A 23871-nucleotide genomic window follows, 5' to 3' on the forward strand; every position below is an offset into this window, starting at 1 on the left:
CCCTCCGCGTTACACGCTTCTTCCCTTCATACTCGGCTTGCGCAAAACTCAGCTGCTTTTCCATTCCTCTTCTCTACCACCCCCTTCTCCCACTCTCAATCTATCCTCCCACTCAAGAAGGGATTAAATCAGCGTTTCCTAAAGAGGACACATCAAGATCACCGAAAGACCCTTCGATCAGTCGGGCCTGGGCGTTGAATTCAAATGACCCGGTCACATGACTTCGAATGATAGCAGGAAAACAGTAAAAAAATGACACGCCTCGATCCGTGAGCTCCTGGACGAAGTTTCTGAGCTGCCTTACTGAAGCCTTCCAACGAGTTGTGCCGTCGCTTATCCAGTTCTTCAGGGGGACGCTACCTAGGATCGCAAAAAAAGGCTTGTCGGTTTCGGGTCGCTCGGGATATTGGCGCTCTTTTGATCACAACAGGATGGGCTAGGTTCTTTTGCAACCGCCTTTGTCCTGGTATTTATCCCCTTTAGCCCGTCCGCTGCAAAGTGAGCCGCTCTCGAGAAACAACTTTACGTCGCAATACAGAAGAGGAGTTTATGCCCTTGCCAGAGGTGTTCTTGGATCAAATAAAAAATCCTGATAATTTTCTGGTTTGTTTTCCGCGATCAGGTTCTCGCTGGCTTATGTTACTCTTGGCAGATTTAGTAAATCAGCAGTTAGGAAAAGACCCTGCCGCACTTTACTCGCAGCAAATCGAGTTTGAGGCAGATCGAGCCTCCCGACCCACGAGATGTCTTCCCGTGGGACAGTTGATACCAAATGCTTATCTTGGATCTCGCAGATCTCCAGAGAGGGCGACAGAGATAATCAGGCCTCTTTTTAAGTCACATAATCTTGTTCAACCTTGGCAACGATCCGAGGGATTCGTAATTTATTTATTTCGAAGACCTGATAACTGCCTTTATTCCTACTACAACCACCTTAAAGCGAAAGGTCGGAAGGCCGTGGAAGGCGTTGACATCGATAGTTTCTTTCCAAGGTTTTTAAGTCAATGGGAGGCACATGTGTCCCTTGCCCTGACAGCAGCGCAATTGAACCCAGAGAGGATTCTTTTCTTGGAATACCAGAGGAAGCAGCCATTCCATTGGAAGCAGCTCCAGCTGGCGGCTTATCGCATCGGCTTGGTCCCGACCAAGGAACAACTTACCAAGGCCTCGAGGAGATTTTCCAAATTTTTGGCAGCCATCAATCGAGGTGGAGACCACACTTACGAAAGAAGTCGAAACGTGAGAATCAGACAATTTTTGAGCCCAGAAACAGTCGATTTGATGGAAACGGTTACCGGAGTGACCTATAAAGAGGCGTCGAAGTCTGCTAGGTTTCAGCTGAGGACACGTCGGCGATTCTTGAGAGAAAGTTCTTTCCTCTCGGAAAGATAGTACGAGAAGGGGTTCAGCAGTTGGCAGCCCGGCCTCAGTCTGCACCAAAAGTCACTTAGGCATTCTTCCGATTTATTTTGCAGCTTGGTCGGTGATAGTTTAGGGGTTCAGTCCCACAATGACGGCTACCCCACCAACCGCCTCCAAGAAAATTGCCTCAAACCCAATCCAAGATTGGTTTTTGGAAAAGCGCAGGCCGAAATCAGTATTCTTTTATACCTTCCACAAAAGCGCGAGCACGCTTTTTTCCAATTTCGTCCTGAAGCAGTTTCAGGGTCTGGAGCACATCGATTATGCCCAGGAGATTTATGAAGGGAATTTGAAACGGCAAACAGAAATTGAGTTTGCTAAACGGGGGGGCATTTATGGTCCCTTGAGGCTTTCTTTGGTTCCACCGAAAGGGGTCGTCGCTTCCCACGTCCCCGAATTTCATTGGTTGGTCAGGGACACGGCCACGATTGAATTCGTTCGAAGAAGGCGCTGCATTTTTTTTGTGCGCGATCCGCGAGACATCATCATTTCTTCCTATTTTTCCTTTCTTGACTCGCATGGAGAGAGTCCAGTTGCCGAGATTGCTCAGACCCAACAAAAACATCGGCAGACAATCGCTGAGCAAGGGATGGCCGAATACGCAGAGAAGTTTTCAGAACGGCTCCGCTTCAAATTCGAGGTGGCAAGTCAGTTGCTAAAAGCTTCGAAAAACAGCCTGCTTCTGCGTTATGAAGACATGGTGGATGATTGGGAGGTGTTTGCGAAAGGGCTAAAGCGGTTTGTGAGAATTGACCCGGCGGCCTTGGAAGAGCTTCGCTCGCAGTCGCGGCCGCCCGAGGTGGTGGACGCTGGGCGCCACCAGCGGAGTGGCAAGACCCGCCAGTATTTAGAGCACTTCGACGAGGCCACCTTATCGAAGGTGAATGAGACACTGTCCGGTGTTTTGCGGTCTTTCCGCTATGCACAGTGAGTCAGAGGTTTTCCGTGATCTCCGTCGAGGTGGCCTTCTGGTGGTGGCGGCATGATGGCGCCGTGTTCGGGCTTTTCCCTCTGCCATTCCTGCAATTTTTGGGGCAGCCTGGCCCAAGCTAAAATGGACCTTGCGCCGGAGGGACCCAAGCCGAGCGTCACGGAATGTTTGAGCGTCGATGTTGTCCGGTTTGTGATTGCGCCAATGAGTCGTCAGAGGTGTTAGGGAGCGTTCCCTTCACCCATAAGTGCCTGCGAGACGAGCTCCATCCAAAGGCCTCCAAAGCGCTGGCGAATCGCGAATTCACCGTGATCCGATGCCAGTCTTGTGGCTTGGTCTACCAGGTGGTGGCTTGGGAGGAGCCTGAGGCGGAATGGGTCTACACACGATTTTCCGAGTCGGGCGACTTGGAGAAGTTCCGCCCGGTTCAGCACTTTGCTCACAAGGCGGAAGACGCCATGATTGTGCGTCTTCTGTTCCCCGAGATTCGGCCGAAGGTGCTCGATTATGGAATGGGATTGGGGGAGTGGGCGAGAATGGCGACGGCTTTTGGCTGCGAGGTTTTTGGTTTTGATCAGGACCCTCGTTCGGTGGCCTTTTCGGAGCGCTACGGGGTGCGCTTTTTGAGGCCGGAGCAGTTCCCGGAGTCGGCTTTCGATTTCGTGAACGCCGATCAAGTGGTGGAACACTTTCAAGATCCAGTGGCCCATCTGCAAGAAATGGTGCGCGCCCTGAAACCTGGGGGAGTCATGAAGCTGTCCACGCCAGGCGACCGCCAAATCTGGAGGAAGATGAGAGCCTTGGAGCTGGGCCAAATTGCGCCCTCAGCCTTCCACGAGGCTTTCGCCTCCATCGCGCCCCTCATGCACCTCAATCTTTTTGACGAGCAGAGCATGGTCGCGCTGGGACGTCGGGTGGGGCAAGAGCGGTTTCACCTGCCTCTTTCTCTTTCCTATGCGTCCATGGCGCTTTTTGACGGTGGACGGCAGTTCAATCGAAACCTCAGGACGCCCTGGAAACGAAGCCGAGCCAAGGGGACCTGGCAGTATTATCGCAAGCCCGGGTAGGAAGAAGGTTCTGGCGCTGAACCGCTTCCTTTGCTAGGGAACTGTCCCCCGTCACGACGATGCCCGATTTTTGGAATTTTTCCCACGATCGAACAGCTTCTTGCGAGGAGCTGATGGCGGCTTGCGGGATTTCGGATGTCGCATCCCTTTTCCGCGGCCAACCCACTAGCTGCCTGGTGATACTACTGGAGGGGGCCGACTTTCTCGAGGATGGCGAAGCCGAAAAGGTTTTCGACCGATTTTATGAAAGCCCCCGGATGGTCCAGGTTGTCCTTTTGGAGGATTGCCGCAAGACCACTTCCTTGGTCGAAGCTTCCTTGGCTAGTTTTTTCCGGTCGACTCAGCCTCCGGCCGGTAGTTGCTCGAAATCCCGAGGTCTATTTCCGGGAACGCGGGAGGAGCAATGGGAGGCGCTGGTGGACATTGGTTGGTATTGCTTACGTAGATCCGAGCCTCTCATAAGCTGCGTTCTCCCTACGCGGAACTGCGGCCAAGAAATGGAGGCCCATGTCCGGGCCATGGGAGATTGGGCCGAGTTTGTTTCTGAAATCCATCTGGTGGATAGCGAATCGGAAGATGAAACCATCGCGTGGGCCGAGCGACTCCTTCCTCCTGAGAAATTGCAGGTCCACCGCCGACCTCCGGGACTCTACCAAGCTTGGAACTATGGGATAAAGCAGTGTGTGGCCCCTTGGCTTTATTTTTCGACAATTGGGGATCTCATCACCGGGATGGGGCTTCTTCATCTGCTGAGAGCGGTCGATGAGAATCAAGCGGATTGTGTGGTCTCTCCGCCACGAATGGAGAGAAATGCGGATGCGGCGGAGGGTGGGTTGCAGGTTCCTATATGGCCTCCGGAAAAAATTTCCGAGTGGCTTTCGCTCACACGACCGCAACTCCTTTCCTCAGGCGAACTGGCTGTCTACACGTCTCATTTTTGCATCGAAACCTACCTCAATTCCTATTCTGGAAGTTGCGCTAGCAATCTGTTTCGAACGGGTTTTCTTAAGGAGCACCTCTTCCCGGAAGAATTCGGACACATTGGCGACGTGGGTTGGGCCATTCGCTGCGCGACCAAGATCAGATTGGTCGTGAGTCCGAATCGGGTGGCCTCTTTCCAACTTCCAGAAGCTGGCTACTCCCCTCTGACCCCGCAGGACGAAGTCCGCTTTTACAGTGGTCTTTGTCAGGAATGGAAGGAGCAGCTTGCTCGCTGGTCTGGCGACGAAAAAAAAATGATCTCGGACGCTTTGTGGGAAAATTCTGGAAGACGCGAGAAATTACTCCAGGTAGAGGGGCGGCTTCTGCATATCCGGCGAAAATGGAAGTTTTGTTGGATGTTATGGCCTGAGGCTTGGCGGCTCCGTCGGGAAAAGCGTGAGCGACGTGAGCAATCAAAGTCGTGGCTCAAACTGAATGAGGGATTCCCACAATTGTTTGGATGTTCCGCCAAAAAACGAGTTTTGGAAGAGTAGCATCGGAGCCAAGGTGGCTTCCATGGTGAATCAGGAGAAAGACGCACGCTGAGGCCCTACTCCCTTCACTCTGCCAGTTTCTCCGGTAGCTTAGCTTTAGGTGAATAAGGTATTGATCTTAAGAGGTCCCAAGTAGCTAGAGTGGAGCGTTTCTTCAAGGAGTGCAAAGTCTTCAGAATAATATTTGAAGTCCCTAACGTCACGCCTTTTTGTGAGGTTTTTCTTTCCCTCGTTATGGTGTTCGACATAGCGTGCGAAGCTCCCAGTGTTCTTGTCATAAGCAGCTTGTAGCCGTTCCGAATCTGGATCTTTTCCGTCAAGTGGCGCGAACTCAACCACCCGCCTGAGAACAGATAAAGGATCATCACAAAGTTCGCTGTAAGGGATGCGTAGGACTCTCAATCCCATTGGGGAAAGGTCTCGCAGACACCACTTTTCGACAAATCGCTTCCAAAAATTCAGACTGGAATCCAAGAAACGTTTCCAGCTTTGTTCTGTGTCATTGTCATAGCCATGGAAGAGCCGCATTTCGTAATGAGAAACAATCGATTCAATTGGGTGCCGGTATTGCACGATGTATCGATTTTCTTTTTCCAAAGAAATTCCAGAGTTTCCCCGGGCAAGCCCAAAGTCGTGATCTTTTAGATAGTTCACCAGATTCATGTCTTTGTTGAAGCGGTTGGAAGCCGAGCAAGAAAGCATTTTTTCTCCGAAGTAGCTCTTGCACATGACCCGCAGAAAACGGTGCCCAGAGCGCGGGAAACAGGGATTGATAATTTTTATTTCAGGTTGCATTTGGCTGTTGGCAATAGGGTAGGATTTTCGATCGCTCGTGCTCTTTTGCCGTGGAGAGCACGTTAAAAAACTCTTGGGACTTTTTCGGCTGAATCCCCTCTCATGAGGGGTCGAAGAGGGAATCAATTTGAAGGGGGCCTAAGTAGTCTGACTGGAGTTCGCGCTCGATTTCCGGAAATCGATCAGAAAAATAACGGAAGTCTCGTAGCTGCCGCCGTTGAGTCTGGGTTTTGATCCCCTCTTTTTGGTCTTGGACATAGCGAGCGAAATTACCCGAGCTTTTTTCGACCGCCGCTTGGAGCCGCGCAGGATCGACTGGGAGACCGTCAAGCGGTGCGAACTCGACTACTCGACTCAGGGTGCCAAGCGGGTCATCGCAAAGGTCACGATAAGCGATTCTCAGGAGCTGGATTCCCGTGTGGGAAAGATCTCTCAAGCACCACTTTTCGATAAACCGTTTCCAGAATGCCACATTCCTCTCCAAAAAGTGATTCCAGTCTTCTCGGGAGTCTTGGTCGTGGCCGTGGAAAAGACGGAACTCGTAAAGCGAGGCAATTGACTCCAAGGGGTGGCGGTATTGCACGATGTAATGGGGGCCTTTTTTAAAAGGAATGCCAGGATTCCCTTTGGCGACTCCAAAGTCGTGATCCTTGAGGTAATTGCCTTGGGGCAGGCCGCGAGTGTTCTTGCCATCAGAGGCGTAAGCCAGCACCATTTTTTCTCCGAAATAGTTTTTGCACATGCCCCGCAAAAAACGGTGGCCTGACCGCGGGAAACACGGGTTTACGATTTTCACTCTTTCCTCCATCCCTTCGTTTGAATCGCTTACCCAAACTCTGTCAAGCATTCGAATTCGGCGCACAAAGAGGAGAGGCCCTTGCTGATACCAACCGACCGGATAAACTGGTAGAACGGTAGTTTAGAAGGAGTGTGGGAAAGGCGCTGACGCGCAGAGGAGAGAGGGCCGGTGTCTTTCGCATCAGTCCGGCGTTGCTCCTCGGTGGTGGTGCCCGCACCACGCCCTCGTCGTGCCTTGGTCTGATCCGAAATTCACGCGGCCGTTCTACCACTTTATCCGGCAGCTTGGTATAAGAGGACGGGCTCATTCCGGCTGTCTGAGGGGGCCGGAGTCGGTTTCTCTCGGCGAGTTTTCATCTCTCTGAGTTGACGGGGACCCTGCTGTGTTCCAGCGAGGAGCAACTGTGAAGTCTTTTCCCCGAATTAGCTTGGTGACGGCTGTCCGAGAGGGCCAGCCCTTCCTGGCTCGGGCTATGGATTCGGTATTGGCTCAGCGTTACGAGAATCTGGAATACATCGTGATCGATGGGGCGAGCCGGGATGGCTCTGTCGAGACGATTCGCGCTCGCCGCGATCGATTGGCCTACTGGGTGAGTGAGCCAGATTCGGGGCACGCGGAGGCCTTGAATAAGGGTTTTGCGCGAGCCACGGGCGAGATCTTTGCTTGGCTAAATGCCGATGATCTCTTGGCCCCAAACGCTCTCGAAACGGTGGCGAGAACTTTCCGAGAAGAGCCGAGGATTCGGTGGATCACGGGAATTCCCAGCGATGTCACGGCTGGAGAGACCTTGGAGCCCCGTCTGGCTTCGCCCTTCAATTTGCACGATTTCCTGGAAGGAAGGGCTTTTAGCATCCAGCAAGAGTCGACTTTTTGGCGGCGGGATTTGTGGGAGGCCTGCGGGGGTCGGCTGGATGAGTCCCTGTCTCTGGCAGTCGATGGCGAGTTGTGGACGCGATTCTTTCAAAAAGAGCCGCTTGTGCATGTGAAGGCGGTCTTGGCTGGCTTTCGGCGGCACGAGGCAAATCGCAGTGATCTGGCACGGGGCGAGTATTGTCGCGAGATGCGCTTGGCTCTGGCCAATTTGAAGAAAGCTACTTCGTGGACAGTGAAAGGCCGGGCTAAGCTCTGGAAATTCTGTCGGCGCCCGGCTGTCGAGGCCTTCCACGAGGGCTTCGGCAGTGGGAAATCAATTCCACTCGGACGGGAGGATCCGCTCCCGAGAGTGGGCTATCTCCGAGCCAGCTTTTCAGGCCAGCAGCTCTGTTTGGAGCATTTCGGAGGATGAGGGTCGTGGTCTTGGCTTACGGAGAGCGGCAGACGCCGAGCTACCGGTTCCGCTTCGGGCAGTTTGAGCCCTGGCTCCGAAAGGAGGGGGTCGAGGTGACCTGTGTCCTGGCGACCGACCTGATCCAAGAGCCAGACTTATTGCGCCGCTTGGAGGGCATTGACCTCTTTGTGAATCAAAAATGGCTGGGCTCGCCCGCCTGGTTTCCCGAATTCAACCGCCTCGGGTGCCCGGTGCTTTTCGATTTCGACGACGCCTTATGGACCCGGCCAGGACGGGCCTACTCTTGGATCACCCGCTGGAAAGTGAGACAACGTCTGCATGCCTGGTGGCGCTTCGCGGATTTGGTGACCTGTGCCAACGATTACCTGGCCGCGCGGGTGCAGGCCCAAGGCTTGGCTGCGACCGTGGTGCCGATGGCGATCGATACCCAAGTTTGGGTCCCTCGCGCGCAGGCTTCCTCCGTCGGCCCCCGGCCTCTCCAGGTGGGTTGGAACGGCTCGCCTCACAATTTGCGCTTGCTCGAATCCTTAGCGGATCCTTTGCGCCAGCTGGTGCAGGCGGGTTCGATCGACTTGCGGGTCTTTTGTGGCCAGAAGCCCGCCCTTGATTTTCCGTTTCATTTCACTCCTTTTGAAAGCGGTCACGAACCAGCTTTTGTGTCGGGCTTAGATGTGAGTCTCCTCCCGCTCGAGGGGAGCGATTATGATCGGGGAAAATCGCCTATCAAAGCGCTCCAGTCGCTCGCCGGCGGCGTCCCAGTGGTGGGACAACTTCTCGAAGGAGGCCGGGGCTTTCTAGGCGCGGAGTCAGCGGTGGAAGTTTCCAAGGAGAGGGGGCAGAGCTGGGAGACGGCCCTCCTTGGCTTGCGCGAAAATGAGGCGCGCAGAGTGGAGATGGGGCAGGCCGGGCGACGACTCGTGGAGCGTGACCACAGCTTGGAAGTGATCGGTCGGAGGCTAGTGGATATTTGGTCGCAAGCGATTGATTTTTCTCACTAGCTTCCCACTACGAGCTGGGCCCATTCTTGAGCGGCTTGCAGGACTTTGTCTGCTTGGAGGTCTTTCGCAGGGGGGCGCTTCAAGGGTGGTCCTTCTCCTGTCGTGACGACTTGGGAACGCGGGTTCGGCCAATGCCATTCGCTTTCCGAGGTGTTGCCAAAGAGCTTGAAGGCGGGGACCGAAAAAGCATCGGCTAGGTGGGCGGCCGACCCGTCGATGGCCAGGATGGCTTGGGCCCGGGAGAGCGTAGCTAGGTAGGCCGAGAGACTGAGGGAACCAGCCAGATTTTGGACGGGAAAGGGGAGCGCCTCCTGCAAGGTTCGACAAAAAGCCAGCTCCTCAGCGGCGGCCCCCGCGGTCAAAACAAGCGGCAAGGAAAAGGTCCGTTCCAGCTCTTTCAGCAGAAGTTGCCAGCCGCGGACTGTCCAGTATTTCGAGCTCCAGGCGGCGGTCGGATGGCAGACGAGGTATCTTTCGGGCAAGTCCTTTGGCAGCCAGTCGGCGGCCGGTGTTTGTAGCCGGGGCGGGGAGAATTCTGGCTCGCCAGTTTTGGCCAAGGCCTCCCAAAAGTAGCGGGCCCAGTAGGCGCCATCGATGTAACGGTAGGTGATTTCTCCGAAGGCCAGGCGATGCCACCATTTTTGGTAGACCTTCTGGGAAAGGAGGAGTCTTTTTTGGTGCGCTCGAGAAAAGAGGGCGCGTTTCCAGGCTTTGGTGCCCTCGTGGGTGGCGAGGAGGAGGTTGTATTTTTCCCAGGCTTGGGTCGGCATTTCCGCTTTTGGCATCAGCTCGATGAGCGGCGCGAAGGCGGGACGTACCAGCATGGCGGTGGGCTCTCCTCCGGCGCGTGCGGCCAACAAACGACTGAGGGGCTCCAGGAGGAGGACGTCGCCGAGTTGCTTGTAACTGACGATGGCGTTTCTCATTCGTGTGCGGAGGTCTGGGGCCATTCACGCAGGCCACGTGCATGAACCAAGGTGAAGCTGGGGATGGCGCAGGTGGGGCATTCGTGGCTGCGCTGGCCGAGGATTTCCTCGACGTGGGTGGCGAGCGAGGGCGGGACACCTTCGGCATCGGTGGGGTAGAGGAAGAGGACTTCCCCTTCGTGCGGGAGATCCGGGCCGCCCCAGATTTCATATTGCGATTCTATGCCGCGATCGGGCCAGCGATAGACTCGTGGCTGGTCTGGGAGATAAAAAGCCAGTTGGCTCGCGCGGTAGCGGTGGCCGAAGGTGATGAGGAGGGCGTCGCCTTCAGGATTGAGTTCTCGCCGCCGGCTTTCCACCTGGGCTGCCAATTCCTGCCAACCGCTGACACGCTGGACGGGCTTGGGTCGTTGGTCTGCCGGGAGGATTTCTAGGGCCAGCACGGCGATGTGGACCCCGAGAGTGAGCCCCAGCGCCACCCACCAGCCTCGGCGAAACCAGCGCAGCGGGCCCTTTTTCCCGCGCAGAAGGACCCAGGCCGTGAGCGTGAGTGCCAGGGTGGCGTAGAAGACGGCGGGCCAATTGGCATTGATGCGGCGTTGGAAGAGCAGGAGGGCAATCGCGAGCACGGGCAGCACCGAGGCCAGCCAAGCAAAGCGGAAGGCAGGGTTTTGCCGGAGCAGATCGCGATTTCGCAAGGTGTCCACCCCCATCCAGAGGGCGAGGACCCAGAAGATGGGCGAGAGCAGGCCAGCTTGTCCGCCAAGGAAGTCGCCCAGGCGTTTGAGGAAGGTATAGAAATCGAAGCCGCTGCCGCGGAAGTGCTCGCTGGTGTGCTGGGCCATGATCCAGCCGTTGGCTTGGTTCCAGAGGAGATTGGGTAGGTAGAGGAGGCCGCCGAGGAGGAGGGCGAGCCAGAGGGAGGGGCTGCGGAATTCGCGTCGGTGTTCCGGTGAGATCGCCAAGTAAACCATCCCCAAGAGAGGCAGCGCCATCATCATCTGTTTGGTCAGCAAACCGAGCCCCATGGCCACGCCCAGTAGTCCCCGCCAGCCCCACTTGGGCGCGCCCTGGGCCTGGAGTGATTCCCAAAAGGCCCACAAGCCCAGGCCCCAGAAGAAGAGCAAGGGGGCGTCGATCGTGAGCAAGATGGAGGCGGCGGTGGCTCCTGGGAGAACGGCGATGGCCAGGAGCCCAGCGGTGGCGATTTTCCCTCCGAAGAGCGAGCGAGCCAGTCCGAAGTAGACCAGCAGCGAGGCCGATCCCAAGAGAGCCGAGCCCATCCGCACGCCCCAGGTTGTGCTGCCTAAGAGCTGACTGACGGCTCCCATCAGCCAGGCGATCAGGGGCGGTTTGCTGTAGTAGCCCCAGTCCAGCTGCCGACCCCAGTCCCAGTAGTAGGATTCGTCGCCGGAAAGTTCGAGCGGGGAGAGCGCCAAGAAGAGGGACCGAAACAGGAGCAGGCCAAGCGCGAGCCAGACGACTTGTTTCACGGACCATTCCGTTTCGCCCAAGCGTCTCGTCCAGCGGGTCATTAGGGCGAGCAATCAAGCGGAGGAGTGGGAGGGGAGCAAACGGATTCAATTCGTGGGCCCCTGCTGGGCTCGCTTCCGGCTTTTTGAGGGCGGGCTTCTGATACCAACCTCCAGAATTCACTGGTAGAATGGAGGGGAGGAGGTGTGTGGAAGAGGCGCTGAAGCGCGGGGAAGGAAGAGCCGGAGTCTTTCGAGCCAGCCCTGCGTTGCTCCTCGGTTACGGTGTCTGCACCGCGCCCTCGTCGCGCCTTGGTCTGGCCCGAAATCCACTCGGCCATTCTACCAGCCAATTCTCCAGCTTGGTATTAGGCTGGGTCTGGCAGGAGCTGGGTCCATTGCTTGGCTTGGCGCGCGAGGTCTCGGGAGAGTCGCTCCATCTGGCGAAGTTGGGGGTCGAAGCGGAGGCGATAGTGAGCGTGCAGCAGGGGCTGGAGGTCCGGGGCACCCTCGGGGAGGCTGGGACGGATGGCCTCCCACCAGGCGCCCAAGGTTTCGCCCGGGGCGCGGGCGCGGGTCTGTTTCTCCAGTTGGCTCACGAGGCCGAAGAGCGCCGAGTCTAAGCCTTGCCGGGCCAGCTCGAAGGAGTCTGCTGGTGCGGGCTGCTGGCGGAGGCGGGAGCGCCAGAGCCGCACGGTGATGAGTGTGAGGGTGGAGAGGAGAAGGACGAGCGCGATGAGATTGATCCATTGGGTGTCCCGCTCGCCTCGCCTCCATTGCTCAAATCCGAAGTGCCAGCGCTGGAGGGCGTCGATCACAAACTGAAAAGGCGGCACGCCGGCGCGGTCGCTTTCGAACCAAGCGGCTGGGGTGGTGTCCACGACTTGCCAGGTGTTTTCCACCCAGGCCAGGACCCAGGCGTGCCGATGAATGCCACGCAAGACATACTCCTCGCGCCCCTCGTGGTATTCCTGCACGGCGTAGCCGGTGACGTAGCGGGTGGGCACCCCCGCTTGGCGCAAGAGCAGCGCGGTCGAGGTGGCGAAGAGTTCGCAATGGCCGGTCCGGTCTTCTACCAGAAAGCGCTTCAGGGTATCGAGAAAACTGGGTCCTTCTGCAATCTCCAGGCTGTAGCGGAAGCCGAGAAAGTGTTCGCGCACGGCACGCACTTTGGCGGCAGCGCTCGGCAGGCTGGCCAGCCCCAGTTCCTCGGCGGTGGTTCGGAAGAGCTGGGCGTATTCCTGGTGCACGGGGGCTTGCCGGTCCATGTTGTTGACCGGTGCGAGTCGATTGGCGTTCTCGTGCTGCCAAACTTCGAGTTCCAGGATGGGCGTGCTGGGGTCCGTGCGAACGGCTCCCAGCTCGTTGCGGACGACTTCGTTCGAGGCCAGGCCATCCACGCCCAGGGTTTGGTAGGGCAGGGGCAAGATGGTGTGGCCGCCGCGGTTCGAGGAGCCGAGCAGGGTGAAGGGGCCTTCGATTTCTTCCTCCGGGGGGTGGACTGCCGGGATCGACCAGTAAAGGAGGCTGGGCCGGATCTTGTGGAGGGAGTTCGAGAATTGGTGGTAATTTTGGTTCGTCCAGAGGCGCCGATGAAATTGGTTGTAGGCGCTTTCCATGAGCAAGTCCGGAGGGAGGACGCCCGGGCCGGGCTGGAGGCGCCAGCGGATGAGGGAGGACAGCTTGCGATCGGCGATGTCTCCGATGCGGGAACTCCGGCTATCGACATCGCGATGGTAGCGGGAGTTCATGGCGTTGATGCGCGCTTCTTCGATGGCGATTTGCAAGCTGCGGAGACCTTGGGCGATGGCGCCGCCGCTGAAGAAGGAAAGGGCGAAAATTCCAGCGATCCAGAGGCGAGCCCGGCGTTGTCGGAAGGGATTGCTGAGCAAAGCCCAGAAGACGATGAGAGCCGCTCCTTGCAGGTAGCCAGGGCTATCCAGGTTGAGCGCGGCCGCGCCGATCAGCGGGAGCGCGAGGTAGGGGTAGGCCAGGAAAAAACAGCTGGGCTTGCCATGCCCGCCGGTGGCTTGCTCGCTTTCCCAAGCCTTGCGTGCGAAGTAGGAGAAGGCGTGCAGGGGCACGGCCGGGTCGCGGGCGTAGAGGGACACCAAGGCCATAGGGAGGAAGACGATGGGGGTCCAAATGAGAATGGCGGTCGCGATGTAGAGGACGTTTTGGTCCGCCCAGAGCAGGTAGAGCGCGATGCCCAGCCCCAGCACGGACAAGGTCCAAGCCCTGGCAAAGTGCGGGGCTTGGAAGTCCCAGCGATGGGGCACCAACCAGCGCGCTTCCAGCAAGAGGGCCGCGAGGATCGCGATGGGCAGCAGGCCCGTGAGGGAGCCCCAAAAGAGGAGGGCAAAACCCAAGAGACCGGGAGGCGGGTTGTAGGGATGCGGTTCGTGCTGGAAGCGGAGAGCCATGGCGGGGTTCAGGCGGCGAGAGCTTGGCGGGTTTGGCGCAGGACCTCTTCGGCCAAGAGAGGCCGCATCCAGGGAGCGGTTGGCAAGCCCTCTCGGCTGGTGCCCACGTGGAAGACGCTCACATCAATGCCTTCGCGGCGAAGCCGGGCCACCAGGGTTTCTTCCAGATCGCTCCAGTGCAAGAGCACCAGAACACAGGATTCGAGGCTGCGCAGGTGGCGCTCCACTTGGCGGGTCAAGTCCTCCCGGTTGTCTTCCAGCGCCGCTTCGACCCCGCTCAGCAGTTCGAGCAGCTTGCGGATTTCCGGGGTGCCGGTGCCAGTGGCGAAGCGATGAAGCTGCTCGCCCACGAATAAGCTATCGAGCAAGGCATCTTGACGGTCCAGGGAGGCGGCCACTGAGGCCGCCACCGAGACTCCGGCTTCCAAGACGCCCTCTTGGTGCGCTCCCAGGAAGGTATCGAGGACGAGTGCGCGCTTGGGGAAGAAGGCTTGCTCGAACTCCTTGACCACGGGGTGGCCATGCCGGGCCCAGCTCTTCCAGTGAATGCGCCGCAGCGAATCGCCGGGCTGGTAGTCCCGGAGGTAAGCATATTCGTCCGAGCGACCGCGCTGCCCGGCCAAACTGTTTCCTCCAGAATGTTCCCGCGGTCTCGCCCCCTGGAGGGAGAGGCGGAGAGCGTGGCGACGTGGCAGGACCAGCAGGCTGTCTGGGCGGGATTCGCTGCGTAGCTTGGCCTTGAAGAGGCCGAGCGGGTCGGTGGCCCAGACTTCCACGCCTTCCAGTCGGAGAATGCCACGGTGGGTCGCGTCCAAGTGCATGGCGACTTGCTGGGAGCCGAGCGCCGGGACTTCCGAGACCGGGATCTCTGGCAAGTGGGCGGGCAGGCGCCTCCGCAGATGCCAGCGCCAGCGGTAGTAAAGGAAGAGGCGGTCGAAGGGGTTGCGGCGATGTTCCTGCGGTTCTCGTCGCCTAAGAAACTCCTCCAAAGAGGGCTCCGGCGCATGGACTCTCTCTTGCACCAACAAGCTCTGGAGAGGACGTTCCCCGAGATTATGGAGCACCAGCCGGTAACGCAAGCGTTCGCCCGCACTCACGCTCCCAGGAATGGTCCGCTCGACCCGCACCCGACCCCGCGTTCGCAGCAGGGAGAGCACGGTGAAACTCATGATGGAGAAAAGCAGCGCGAAGACCTGGTAGGCGGTCGTCCGCCCGGTATCGACCCCGACCAAGCCGCACAGCCCTAAGGCCGCCAAAAAGCACCAACCGGCCGGGGTCAGGCTTTGCCGGATCCGCTGGTGCTGCCGGTAGCTTCTCTGGTAGATCCGGAAAAGCGTCTCGTGAAATCGGCGTTCGAGCGAGTGGGCCATGGAGATTTCTCAGGAGGACTCAAGGGGCGGGGGCGGCTTTCGTTCGCGAGGAGGACCACTCCTGGATGAAGGCGAACTGGACCGGGGTCTGCGGGCTGGTGGGATGGACCCGGGACTTGGGCAGAGTGGAGAAGAGTTCCTGCAAGCGGGCCAGAGCCGGCTCGGCCTCCAGCCCAAACTCGCGCAGCCAACAGCCCACCACCGTTCCCGTGCGACCGATTCCTCCCCAACAGTGAACGTAAGCGGGTCGGCGTTCCTGAAATTCCTGGTGGAGCCGATCGAGGACGGCTGTCATCTCGCTGGGAGAGGGCACGTCTTGATCGGTGATGGGGTGGGCGTAGCGATGCAGTTCCAGCCCGAGACGTTCTCCCAACTCGGACAGCAAAGGCTCATAGGGCAGGAGACCATCGTCGGGATGAGTCAGGTCAATGAAGGTGCGCACGCCCTGCTCCTTGACCAAGCCGTAAAGTCGCTCGCGAGATGCCGTGTCCCCCCAATGCCCGGGATACTCTCCGGCAAAGAGCGGCCATGGCTCCACTTGATAGAATTCTACCGGTGTCATGACCAAGCCAAGCGGCGCTTTACGCCCTGTGTGGCGCTCCCCAAAATCGCTTGGAAGAGATTCCCCATCATACCCCAAGTGTAATCGCGAACCGCCGGAGGCGACAAGCGAAATGCCGCCTGGGTTCCTCCTCCCGTTTGCTGCCCCAGTCTGCCCTTGGCCGAACCGCTCCGCTTCGACCATGCGACCGGATCGGCTGGTAGAACCGGGTGAAGGAAGAGAGCGGTGGCAAGGCGCTCCCGGGCAGGGAGTTCCTAGGACGTGGCCGCCGGGCCCACCTTGGGCTGGAAGCGGGGCAAAAACTCCTGCTCAAGACTCCGGGCATCGCGGCCGAGAAGGCGAAAGAAATACCAAACGGTGCTTTGGCCCAGGAAGCGGCGTTTCATGTCTTCGAAGATGACCGCCTGGTAGTCGGGGTAGATGGTCTCGCCATCCGAATACCAATAGAGCCCGGCCAAGGATTCCTGCCCCCGCCGCACCCGAATGCGGGTGATGGCGGCGTCCTGTCCTTGGCTTCCGACGGGGCCTTCGATGGCTTGGCGGTCTGCGATTTGCCAGCCCGATCCGGTAAAGCAGTATTCCGGCGGATGGAGATTGTGTCGATTGCCCTCCGAGGAAGCAATCAAGACCCCGACGCTTTCGAGCGGAGTTCGCTGGTAGGTGCGGGACCAGTAGTTTCTCCCTTGCTCCCAGCCCTCCAGCGGATTGGGAAGGGGCAGGGAGCGTCCTTGCCAGTCGGCCAGCTGGAAGCTGAGTTCCAAGCGACTGGCCCGCCCTTCCGCGGAGCCGCTCTCCTGGTAGTAGGTGCGGAACGCGATCATGCCGGAAAGGGCCAAAAGAAGGAGGCCGGCGGCCAAGACGCTCCCGGTGGAAGTCCGCAAAGAAATGGGAGGCTGGGGGGGACGCTTCCCCTTCACTTGCCACCAAAAAAGAAGCGCTCCTCCGGCCAAGCAAACCAGAGCCACCCCTAGCTGCGCGCTCCGGCCGGTCAGAAGCGTGCCCGCCATCCCGGTGGTGGCGCTAAGAAGGGTATTGAGGATGTAAGGCACCGTGGGAACGCCCACGACCGCCAAGCCAATCCAAGGGGCCAGCCGGAGGGAAGTCCGCAGGGAATAGCGGAGGACCAGGAGCGACCAAGCCCAGCAGGCCATCGAGCCGGTGTAGAGCACGCGGATGTCCGCGATGAGGGCGATGACATAGAAGACGACCATCCCGCCCACGCCCATCCAAAGGGCGCGCGTCACGGTGGGCTTGGACTTTTCGCGATCCGGCTGCTTCCAACTGGTCCAAGCCGCGCCCCCGGCCAGCCCCAACAGCCCGAGGCCAGTGTAAATCCACCCCAGCCGATCCAGAGGAGAGTCCCGCCAACCGCGCCCGACCCAGTCGAAGAAGGGAAGGTAGGCGATGAACGAGAGCGCGAGCGCCGCCACCGCGATGGCGTGTCGCGAACTCTGTTGCTTGCTCTGGCGTGCCGAGCTGGGATGGCGCAGCAGCCAAGAGATCCCGATCAGCCCGAGCGCGCCCAGCGTGAAGGCGATCAGCCCGCTCCAGTCGTGCGCCAGGCCGGTCAGCGCCTCACCTCGCACATGGCCCATGCCGGCCAGCCAAGTAAGTCGCACCGCATTGACCAGGACAGCCAGCGGGAGGGCCAGAAACACGCCAAACAAGCGGCGGCGCATCGTCCACTTAGGCTGGACGGAAAACCAGAGAATCCCCAGAAAGAGTAGCACCCTCAGAGTGGCCGAGCCGCTGCAAGCCGGCACCACTTCGAAGACGAAATCGGGCGTGGTCAGGATGGCCCCGTGAATTTCAAAAGGCAGGCCAAAGGCCTTGAGAAACCAGTAAGCGATCTGGGAAGACCAAGCCCGCATCGGCACCGCCACCCAGGCATCCGCGAAGGCCATGACCGTGAAGAGCAGCAGGGCGATCACCAGAGCAAAGACCGGAAAGGAGCCCAAGCCGGGGAGCCGACTGGAAAAGGTTCTGGAAGCGGGCGACATGGTCCTCAGGGTAGAGCGGCCGCCGTCTCGAGGGCGCGCAGCCGAGCGCGGGCCGCCCCCACGTCGATGCCGTCCTCGAAGCCCAAGTCGGCCAGACGAAGGACTTCCCGGTAGTGGGCCAAGGCCTCTTCGGTGTTGCCGGTGGCCTCCTCGGTGCGGCCGAGGTAAGCGGGCCAGCGCGGGGCGGACTGCTCCTTACGGGACCAGGCTTGGGCATGGGCCCGCAGCTCGGACCAGCGCTCGGCTTCTTCCAGAGCGCGAGCCCAGGTGTTCGCGACCGCTGGATTCTCCGGCGCCAACTCCCGCGCTTTCGCCACCGCTTGGAAGACCTTTTCGGGCTGATACTCTCCTGACTCCAGCTGCAGCCAAGCGAGATTGTTCCAGTAGGCCGCGCTCTCCGGCTGCTCCCGGGTGAGTTGGCTGAAAGCGGCCACCGCGGACGAGCCGGCTTCCCGCTCCACGGCCCATCTCGCCAGCTCATTCCACTCGGCTTCCGTCCAGCCCAGCTGGCTTTCCTGCGCTTCCTGAAGGGCGCTGGCGACATCGCCGGAACGCGCTTGCACCAGGACCCGGAGACGTCGCGCGAAGTCGGCTCCGGGCACCTCTGCTAGATGGGTCGCCAACGACTCGAGCGAGGCTTCGACCTGCCCTTGTTGTTCCAGCGCGAGCGCGCGCAGGGTCACCCGGTCTTGGATAGGCAGGCTTTCTCCATGCGTTTCCAGCAGAGAAAGGGCGGGTCCCGGCCGGCCGCTGCCCAGGAGACAGCGGATGGCTAGGGTGCGTTGGCTCGGGCTCAAACCGGGCGTGAGAGCTTCCACGCGGTCGAGCGTTTCCAGCGCTTGCTCAAATCGGCCCAAGCGGAATTCGCACAGCGCGAGCACGCCCAAGATGGGAGCGGGCTTAGCGGCTTGCTTGCTGGCGCGTTCCAGCCAAGCTTGGGCTTGCTCCGCTTCGCCTTGGTTCAGCAGCGAGGCACCCAGCCAGTAGCGCAAGGCGGGGTTCGAGTTCGTGCGCGTCTCCAGCTGGAGAGCCTCCTCCGCCCAGCCGGCGGCCTCGCTCCAGAGGCGCTCGCGGAAATGGATCTCTGTCAGCAGGGAGGCCACCTCCAGGGATTGCTCGCCCGAATTCCAAAGCTCTTTCGCCAGGGCGAGCGCTTCCGCACCCTTTCCTGAGTCGAGCTGCAAGCGACTGAGGGAGGCTTGGGCCCAGTTCGCCCGGGGATCTTGTTCCAGCGCTTGGCGGAAAAGGTCGGCGGCCTTCTGCGCTTTTTCTTGTCGCAACCAAAAGCCCGCCAAGCGAGAAGCCGTTTCCCTCCCGAAGTCCTCCTGCCAAGCCTTGGTCAAGCGCTCCTCCGCCTTGGCGAGGTTGCCTTCGGCCTCGAGCGCGGCCGCCTGCAAAAGGAGGGAGTCAGTGCTCGGCAGGCCGAGGTCCTCTTGCAAGGTCGCCAAAACCAAGGGCGCTTGGCCCATCGCCAAAAGAGCTTCCAGGGAGCGCACCCGCCAAGTCGATGGGACTTCCTCCTCCTGGACCATCGCTAAAAGCGCCTCTCGAGCGGCCTTCGCGTCGCCCGCTGCCCGCGCCTCGGAAGCCATCTGGAAGCGAACCTCGGGCGTGTCCGCGAGTTGCTCCCGAATGAGCCGGGCCGTGCGGGTGGCCTCCTCCGTCTTGCCCAGTTCGCGCTGGAGCGCCTCGGCGAAGAGGAGGCTCTCGCTCGTGAAAAGACCCCGCGCATGGAGGGAGGCCAGCTCTTCCTCCGCCCCCCGCACCTGCCCCAAGCCATAGGAAGCCCGGGCACTTTCCACCACCACTTGGGGCCAACGCCGGTAGAGCGGATGGTCCATTTTCCGCAGTTGGAAGGAAGCTTCCTCAAAAAAGCCGGTCGCGATCAGTTCGCTTGCGAGCAAAAAACGTGGCAGCGGCTCCCCCGGCAAACCCTGGACGGCCGCCTCCAGCTCGGCGAAGGCATCTGACCCCTCGCCGAGCGAGAGGAGCGCCCGGGTGAAGGCCCGCTCGCTCTCGGCGGCCGCGTCTTCTCCTTGGCTGGCTTGCAAGAGCGCTTGGAGGATTTCTTCTTGGCCGGCGATGGCTGCCAAGTAGGCCTTGGTCAATCGCAAGCGGGAACGCGGCCCCTCCGACTCGGGAGCCTCCCGCTCCGCGAGTTCCGCCACCGAAGGAAGGGCTTGCCGAGCCATGTCGGGTCGCTCCGCGCAAAGCGCCACCTCCACGCAACGAAGGAGCAGATCCCAATCGCCAAAAGTCTCATAGGCTTGCTGCAACTCCGCGAGCGACTCCTCGGTGCGATCCAAAAGAGCCAGAAAAGTCCCCTCCATCAGGGAAAGCGGGCCATCCAGATTTTGCGAAGCTGCCCGCGTTTGCAACCAAGCCAAGCCACCGGCCCAATCCTCCGAAGCGGAAAAAGTCATGGCCGCACTGAGCGCGAAAGCGGCTTGTTCCTCTGGAGGGGCCTCCTGGGAAAGACGAACAAAAAGTTCGCGACTGCCCGCAAAGTCCCCGGTGGAAAAAAGAACCTCGGCCCGGAGCGCCTCCTTCTCCCAGCCCTCCGGCAGCGCTTCCAGCCAGGACAGGGCCTCAGCTCGCTGGAGAGCCGGCAAGGTCTCCTCGCTCAGCCGAAGCCGCCGCTGCAAAAGCGCGCGGTCGGCCTCGCCTCGGGCCCAGAGAATCTCGCTCACCCGCCGCGCTTCCTCAAACTGGTTGAGATCCTCGCTCACCTCGGCGTAGCGACGTTGTAAGGCCAAGTCATCGGGTTGGGTGAGAGCGGCATCCCGAAAAGCCGCGTAAGCCCGCTGGAAGGCCCCCTGCTCCCAATCGCGCTCCGCTTGAGTCATCAAATCGCTGGGCGACGCGACCCCGCCCGCCTCGGAAGAAGAAGACGAAGCATCGCTCTCCCGCACAGCCAGCCAAGTCCCAATCCCTAGGGCAAGCCCTAACAGCACAAGAAGAGAAACCAGCAGGGCTTTTTGCATCGTGAAGAAAGAAAAGGAAACCAGGAAAGCGAGCTTGGGAGAACCCTACAAACGAGCAGGAAGGGAGTCAATTGAGGAACCCGGCCTCCATCCCCCTCTAAAAGGCACTCCCCAACCTGTCTTCTGAGTCACCACTTCCACCACGGAGCTTCCGTGCGGAGCCAAGAAACAAGCCAGCTTGCTACCAGGAAATGGCAAAGAAACTGCTCCTTCTTTTTGCGACGGAAGGCGATGCCGACGGAAGAGCGAATGAGTCAGCCCAAGCTTCCGCCGAACAACGCCACCTAGACCGGAAGAAGCATGAGCAAAGCCACCATCGAACCCGTCGCGGCCAAGGCCAAAGAGTCAAAAGGAGACGCCAGCCGGAAGCCGAAGAAATCCAAGGACAAGCCAACCAAAGGAAAGGAGAAATCGTCCAAAAAGGGAGCGGGCTCGGATCGTGCCTCCAAACTCATGGAAGAGGCCTTTCCCATGGTGAAAGTCATTGCCGAACAGGTCAAAACCAGCATCCCGCCGGAACTCGTCAAGCGGGTCAAAGAGGTCAAAAGCAAGAAGCACATCGTCAGCCAGACCTACCCTTACGCACGCATGATGAGCGGGCGGAAATACGACGAGCAAATCGAGCTCCTCCAGATCGAGCTGGTCAAAATGCAGGCGTGGATCAACCAGACGGGCGAGCGGATTGTCATGCTCTTTGAAGGGCGCGATGCCGCCGGCAAGGGCGGAACCATCAAGCGCTTCACCGAAAACCTCAATCCTCGAAGCGCCCGCATCGTGGCCTTGGCCAAGCCATCGGACACCGAGCGGGGACAATGGTATTTTCAGCGCTACGTCGAGCAAATGCCGACCAAAGGAGAAATCGTGTTCTTTGACCGATCCTGGTACAATCGCGCCGGCGTCGAACACGTCATGGGCTTCTGCACCCCGAATGAATACCTGGAGTTTATGCGACAAGCCCCGGAATTCGAGCGCATGGTCGCGCGCAGTGGCATCCGTCTCTTCAAATTTTGGTTCTCCGTCAGTCGAGAAGAGCAGCTCCGACGTTTCCTCGCCCGAGCGCAGGATCCGCTCAAGCAATGGAAGCTTAGCCCCATGGACGTGGAATCGCTTGGTCGCTGGGACGAATACACCAAAGCGAAAGACTCCATGCTCTTCTACACCGACACCGCCGATGCGCCTTGGACGATTGTGCGATCAGACGATAAAAAGCGCGCCCGGCTCAATGCCATTGAATATGTCCTTCGGGCGATTCCTTATGAGGGAAAAGACGAAAGTCTCCTCAAATCGCTCGATCCCTTGGTGGTAGGCTCCGCCGACCAGATATACGAATCGGGAGAAGAACATCGGAAGCAGGCTTGAAGGGTTCGAGGTTCTTGGAGACGGCTTGAAAGAACTGGTAGTTTGTCAGTTGTTGGCGAATTGTTGGAGCCATGGCGTCAAAGGGACGGCTTGGATAGGGTTTCCGAGGAAGTGGCTTTGTTTTCCTGGATAGATAATACCAAGCTGCAGGATTGGCTGGTAGAATGGCCGAGTGGATTTCGGGCCAGACCAAGGCGCGACGAGGGCGCGGTGCAGGCACCGTCACCGAGGAGCAACCCAGGGCTGGCTCGAAAGACACCGGCTCTCCCTTCCCCGCGCTTAAGCGCCTCTTCCCCACACCTTCTTCCCTCCATTCTACCAGTGAGTTCTGGAGCTTGGTATTAGGTCGAGGGAATCCAAGCGAAGGTCTTCCATGGGAATCATCAATGAACAAGTCCTTCAATCAGCAGAGCCCGCACCGTTCCAGCTGCCCCGCTGCCCATCGTTGACATCCACCCTCAATCACCCCATAAACCAACCATAGCCATACCCCATTCCTGATCTCCTCATCCAATTTTTCGAAAAATTCGGCTCACTACCTGCTCAGTACTTCGTCCATCAACTTTTAAAGAACACGTGATCAGAAATCTCAAAATCTCTGCCGTTCTTCTTCCGCTATTCTGTGTTGGTGCCTCGCCTGCACAGACCGAATCTGAATCTAGCGATGATTTTAGCTGGCTTAAACTTGATCCGCGGGGAGAAGGGGCCGCTTACACTTTTGAGAATTCAGAGCGTAGTTTGGCTTATCCGATCAAGTATGTGCTGTTTTATCATGCTGTGGGTCTGGCAATGCTAAATGAGCTCGATCGAGAGACCACGGGTTTTGATAGTTTTAGTTGGGATACCTATGAGCGCAATCTAAAGGCTGGGCCTCACTGGGATGACGATAGTGACTTTTTTAATTATTTGATGCATCCACTGTGGGGCTCTGAGACCTATCTGCGCGCTCGGAGCCAGCGATACTCACCGCTGGAATCGTTCCTCTTTAGCACGGCCTCCTCAGTCGTTTGGGAGTTCGGTTTTGAAAGTTTTGTGGCGCAGCCATCAAGACAAGATCTGCTGATAACCTCAACCGTGGGATCGCTGCTGGGTGAGTTTCGCTATCGCCTAAAACACAATCTGACAAAGCGGGAAGGGCAGCGATACCGCGTGCTAGAAATCCTTATTGATCCTCTGCAGGGCCTCACGGAATGGGCTGGAGACAGAATGGGCAATGATTGGCGCGAACCCGCCTATCATGAAATCCGTGAAACACGCAGAGATACTTACGTGGATATCGGGCCAATGATTCGTCCAGGTGGCAAACTGGGGCTCATGCTACGCTACGAGCGGCTCTTTTAGGAATATATAAGATGGGCTGGGGTGTATTTCTCCGATCAAAACCGTTTTGTTCCGAAAGGAGGATGTCGTCTATCCTGACTGAGAACCTAAATTCGGATGGAGCCATCTCTTACATCGAACAAAAAGTGTCGGGGGAAATGGTCCAAATCAAAGCAGAAGTATACCGCGCAGGAACGTCTGCTCGACGAGGAACGCCTCCTATCATCTAATCTCACCACCCCTAAATCCTCCTTCCACGGCAACAAGCCGTTGATTTTTGACATTTTGTTTCTACCTAAATCCTTGATAGATCGCGAATAATCTTTCGAGCAAGAAATCCATTGATCTCGTTGTGTCTCGGAACCGGTTGGGTCCTTCGGGTCTCCGGGTTGTGATAGATGTCGGGCTTGAATCCGTGGTGGAGTAGCTGGCAGCCTTGCTTCTCCAGCTTTCGGATCAAGTCGCGAGGCTTCATCCGATTTCCAACTCTTCCACTTTCCGAATCCCAGGAAGATCCCCTTTTGAGAATTCGTCATGCAGATCCCGGAGATGGGCCTTGAGGTCGTCGAGATCTTCCCCTTGGGTCCAGTGATCTGGGAAATCGTTGAGGTAGCCGAGGAATTTTCCGTCGGTTTCCTTCCAGTAGGTGAACCTGGATTTCATGGACGTAGAGTCCGCCA

At 58.7% G+C, this 23871-nt stretch carries 18 protein-coding genes; 7 read left to right on the forward strand and 11 right to left on the reverse strand.

All coding sequences use genetic code 11. The annotated features are described in order from the left end of the window. Window positions 1-1510 precede the first annotated feature (1510 nt). The 3 genes from AAF555_08750 to AAF555_08760 all read left to right on the forward strand — a co-directional run bounded on the left by AAF555_08750 (window position 1511) and on the right by AAF555_08760 (window position 4895). Window positions 1511-2353: a sulfotransferase domain-containing protein gene (locus AAF555_08750; GenBank protein MEM6911660.1), complete on the forward strand. Its 843-nt coding sequence runs from the start codon at window positions 1511-1513 to the stop codon at window positions 2351-2353. Between the two features lie 164 nt (window positions 2354-2517). Next, entirely contained in the window at window positions 2518-3420 is a 903-nt protein-coding gene (locus tag AAF555_08755; protein MEM6911661.1) for a class I SAM-dependent methyltransferase, read from the forward strand. Between the two features lie 257 nt (window positions 3421-3677). Then, window positions 3678-4895, forward strand: coding sequence for a glycosyltransferase (locus AAF555_08760; protein MEM6911662.1), 1218 nt, complete (start codon window positions 3678-3680; stop codon window positions 4893-4895). Between the two features lie 96 nt (window positions 4896-4991). Here the strand turns inward: AAF555_08760 and AAF555_08765 are convergent, their stop codons facing one another. Then, entirely contained in the window at window positions 4992-5690 is a 699-nt protein-coding gene (locus AAF555_08765; GenBank protein MEM6911663.1) for a sulfotransferase, read from the reverse strand. Window positions 5691-5790: 100 nt separating this feature from the next. Beyond that, window positions 5791-6432 carry a sulfotransferase gene (locus tag AAF555_08770; protein MEM6911664.1) on the reverse strand — a complete coding sequence of 214 codons (642 nt, stop codon included), beginning with the start codon at window positions 6430-6432 and terminating at the stop codon, window positions 5791-5793. Window positions 6433-6892: 460 nt separating this feature from the next. Here AAF555_08770 and AAF555_08775 point away from each other — a divergent pair, with 460 nt between their 5' ends. Together AAF555_08775 and AAF555_08780 are read left to right on the forward strand one after the other, a co-directional pair. Further along, entirely contained in the window at window positions 6893-7774 is an 882-nt protein-coding gene (locus tag AAF555_08775) for a glycosyltransferase family 2 protein (GenBank protein MEM6911665.1), read from the forward strand. Then, window positions 7771-8775: a glycosyltransferase family 4 protein gene (locus tag AAF555_08780; GenBank protein MEM6911666.1), complete on the forward strand. Its 1005-nt coding sequence runs from the start codon at window positions 7771-7773 to the stop codon at window positions 8773-8775. The genes AAF555_08775 and AAF555_08780 overlap by 4 nt, the downstream gene beginning before the upstream one ends. Here AAF555_08780 and AAF555_08785 read toward each other — a convergent pair. From AAF555_08785 to AAF555_08815, 7 genes are all read right to left on the reverse strand, one after another. Further along, complete coding sequence (locus AAF555_08785; GenBank protein MEM6911667.1) at window positions 8772-9701, reverse strand: glycosyltransferase family 9 protein; 930 nt, start codon at window positions 9699-9701, stop codon at window positions 8772-8774. The two genes, AAF555_08780 and AAF555_08785, sit on opposite strands and share 4 nt — an antisense overlap. Further along, window positions 9698-11194: a glycosyltransferase family 39 protein gene (locus tag AAF555_08790; protein ID MEM6911668.1), complete on the reverse strand. Its 1497-nt coding sequence runs from the start codon at window positions 11192-11194 to the stop codon at window positions 9698-9700. Before AAF555_08790 ends, AAF555_08785 begins: the two co-directional genes overlap by 4 nt. A gap of 347 nt (window positions 11195-11541) precedes the next feature. Continuing rightward, window positions 11542-13596, reverse strand: coding sequence for a transglutaminase domain-containing protein (locus AAF555_08795; GenBank protein ID MEM6911669.1), 2055 nt, complete (start codon window positions 13594-13596; stop codon window positions 11542-11544). Window positions 13597-13604: 8 nt separating this feature from the next. Further along, on the reverse strand, window positions 13605-14966 hold the full coding sequence (locus tag AAF555_08800) for a DUF58 domain-containing protein (protein ID MEM6911670.1): 1362 nt from the start codon (window positions 14964-14966) through the stop codon (window positions 13605-13607). Between the two features lie 19 nt (window positions 14967-14985). Beyond that, on the reverse strand, window positions 14986-15528 hold the full coding sequence (locus AAF555_08805; protein ID MEM6911671.1) for a protein-tyrosine phosphatase family protein: 543 nt from the start codon (window positions 15526-15528) through the stop codon (window positions 14986-14988). A 254-nt stretch (window positions 15529-15782) separates the two neighbouring features. Then, complete coding sequence (locus AAF555_08810) at window positions 15783-17528, reverse strand: exosortase C-terminal domain/associated protein EpsI (protein MEM6911672.1); 1746 nt, start codon at window positions 17526-17528, stop codon at window positions 15783-15785. Window positions 17529-17533: 5 nt separating this feature from the next. Beyond that, on the reverse strand, window positions 17534-20374 hold the full coding sequence (locus AAF555_08815) for a tetratricopeptide repeat protein (GenBank protein MEM6911673.1): 2841 nt from the start codon (window positions 20372-20374) through the stop codon (window positions 17534-17536). A 438-nt stretch (window positions 20375-20812) separates the two neighbouring features. Here AAF555_08815 and ppk2 point away from each other — a divergent pair, with 438 nt between their 5' ends. Together ppk2 and AAF555_08825 are read left to right on the forward strand one after the other, a co-directional pair. Continuing rightward, entirely contained in the window at window positions 20813-21871 is a 1059-nt protein-coding gene (gene ppk2, locus AAF555_08820) for a polyphosphate kinase 2 (protein MEM6911674.1), read from the forward strand. A 576-nt stretch (window positions 21872-22447) separates the two neighbouring features. Further along, window positions 22448-23212 carry a DUF3943 domain-containing protein gene (locus AAF555_08825; GenBank protein MEM6911675.1) on the forward strand — a complete coding sequence of 255 codons (765 nt, stop codon included), beginning with the start codon at window positions 22448-22450 and terminating at the stop codon, window positions 23210-23212. Window positions 23213-23486: 274 nt separating this feature from the next. Here AAF555_08825 and AAF555_08830 read toward each other — a convergent pair whose 3' ends face one another. Further along, window positions 23487-23666: a type II toxin-antitoxin system HicA family toxin gene (locus AAF555_08830; protein ID MEM6911676.1), complete on the reverse strand. Its 180-nt coding sequence runs from the start codon at window positions 23664-23666 to the stop codon at window positions 23487-23489. Then, a complete protein-coding gene (locus AAF555_08835; GenBank protein ID MEM6911677.1) occupies window positions 23663-23854 on the reverse strand; it encodes a type II toxin-antitoxin system HicB family antitoxin in 192 nt (63 codons plus the stop codon). Before AAF555_08835 ends, AAF555_08830 begins: the two co-directional genes overlap by 4 nt. Window positions 23855-23871 lie beyond the last annotated feature (17 nt).

It is taken from the genome of Verrucomicrobiota bacterium, from assembly GCA_039027815.1.
In the GTDB taxonomy this organism is placed as follows: domain Bacteria; phylum Verrucomicrobiota; class Verrucomicrobiia; order Verrucomicrobiales; family JBCCJK01; genus JBCCJK01.

Coding starts and splice junctions, on each gene's coding strand:
- AAF555_08750 (MEM6911660.1), top strand. CDS start 1,511: ATGACGGCTACCCCACCAACCGCCTCCAAGAAAATTGCCTCAAACCCA.
- AAF555_08755 (MEM6911661.1), top strand. CDS start 2,518: ATGTTTGAGCGTCGATGTTGTCCGGTTTGTGATTGCGCCAATGAGTCG.
- AAF555_08760 (MEM6911662.1), top strand. CDS start 3,678: ATGGTCCAGGTTGTCCTTTTGGAGGATTGCCGCAAGACCACTTCCTTG.
- AAF555_08765 (MEM6911663.1), bottom strand. CDS start 5,690: ATGCAACCTGAAATAAAAATTATCAATCCCTGTTTCCCGCGCTCTGGG.
- AAF555_08770 (MEM6911664.1), bottom strand. CDS start 6,432: ATGTGCAAAAACTATTTCGGAGAAAAAATGGTGCTGGCTTACGCCTCT.
- AAF555_08780 (MEM6911666.1), top strand. CDS start 7,771: ATGAGGGTCGTGGTCTTGGCTTACGGAGAGCGGCAGACGCCGAGCTAC.
- AAF555_08785 (MEM6911667.1), bottom strand. CDS start 9,701: ATGAGAAACGCCATCGTCAGTTACAAGCAACTCGGCGACGTCCTCCTC.
- AAF555_08795 (MEM6911669.1), bottom strand. CDS start 13,596: ATGGCTCTCCGCTTCCAGCACGAACCGCATCCCTACAACCCGCCTCCC.
- AAF555_08800 (MEM6911670.1), bottom strand. CDS start 14,966: ATGGCCCACTCGCTCGAACGCCGATTTCACGAGACGCTTTTCCGGATC.
- AAF555_08805 (MEM6911671.1), bottom strand. CDS start 15,528: ATGACACCGGTAGAATTCTATCAAGTGGAGCCATGGCCGCTCTTTGCC.
- AAF555_08810 (MEM6911672.1), bottom strand. CDS start 17,528: ATGTCGCCCGCTTCCAGAACCTTTTCCAGTCGGCTCCCCGGCTTGGGC.
- AAF555_08815 (MEM6911673.1), bottom strand. CDS start 20,374: ATGACTCAAGCGGAGCGCGATTGGGAGCAGGGGGCCTTCCAGCGGGCT.
- ppk2 (MEM6911674.1), top strand. CDS start 20,813: ATGAGCAAAGCCACCATCGAACCCGTCGCGGCCAAGGCCAAAGAGTCA.
- AAF555_08830 (MEM6911676.1), bottom strand. CDS start 23,666: ATGAAGCCTCGCGACTTGATCCGAAAGCTGGAGAAGCAAGGCTGCCAG.
- AAF555_08835 (MEM6911677.1), bottom strand. CDS start 23,854: ATGAAATCCAGGTTCACCTACTGGAAGGAAACCGACGGAAAATTCCTC.